Source organism: Thauera phenylacetica B4P (assembly GCF_000310225.1).
Lineage (GTDB): Bacteria > Pseudomonadota > Gammaproteobacteria > Burkholderiales > Rhodocyclaceae > Thauera > Thauera phenylacetica.
This window is the reverse complement of sequence record NZ_AMXF01000621.1, coordinates 1-403: the sequence shown is the minus strand read 5'-3', so window position 1 is coordinate 403 and position 403 is coordinate 1. Positions and strand designations below refer to the sequence as shown.

The window sequence follows — 403 nt, the reverse complement described above, 5'->3', positions numbered from 1 at the left end:
AGGTCGCCTGCGGCCAGCCCGCGAGCGCGGCGAGCATCTGGCCGGTCTGGTTGGCGTCGTCGTCGATCGCCTGCTTGCCGCAGAACACCAGCTGCGGCTGCTCCTTGTCGCACACCGCCTTGAGCAGCTTGGCCACCGCCAGCGGCTGCAGCTCGACGTCGGTCTCGACCAGGATGCCGCGGTCCGCGCCGATCGCCATCGCCGCGCGCAGGGTCTCCTGGCAGGCGCCCACGCCGCAGGACACCGCCACCACCTCGGTGGCCACGCCCGCTTCCTTCAGGCGCACCGCCTCCTCGACGGAGATCTCGTCGAAGGGGTTCATGCTCATCTTGACGTTGGCCAGGTCCACGCCGCTGCCGTCGGCCTTGACGCGAACCTTGACGTTGTAATCGACCACGCGCTT

General features: G+C 69.5%; 1 protein-coding gene. It reads right to left on the bottom strand.

From position 1 onward, the window contains the following. Window positions 1–403 (bottom strand): electron transfer flavoprotein subunit beta/FixA family protein (locus C667_RS24000; RefSeq protein ID WP_004393346.1); only part of this gene is annotated, 403 nt, incomplete at both ends.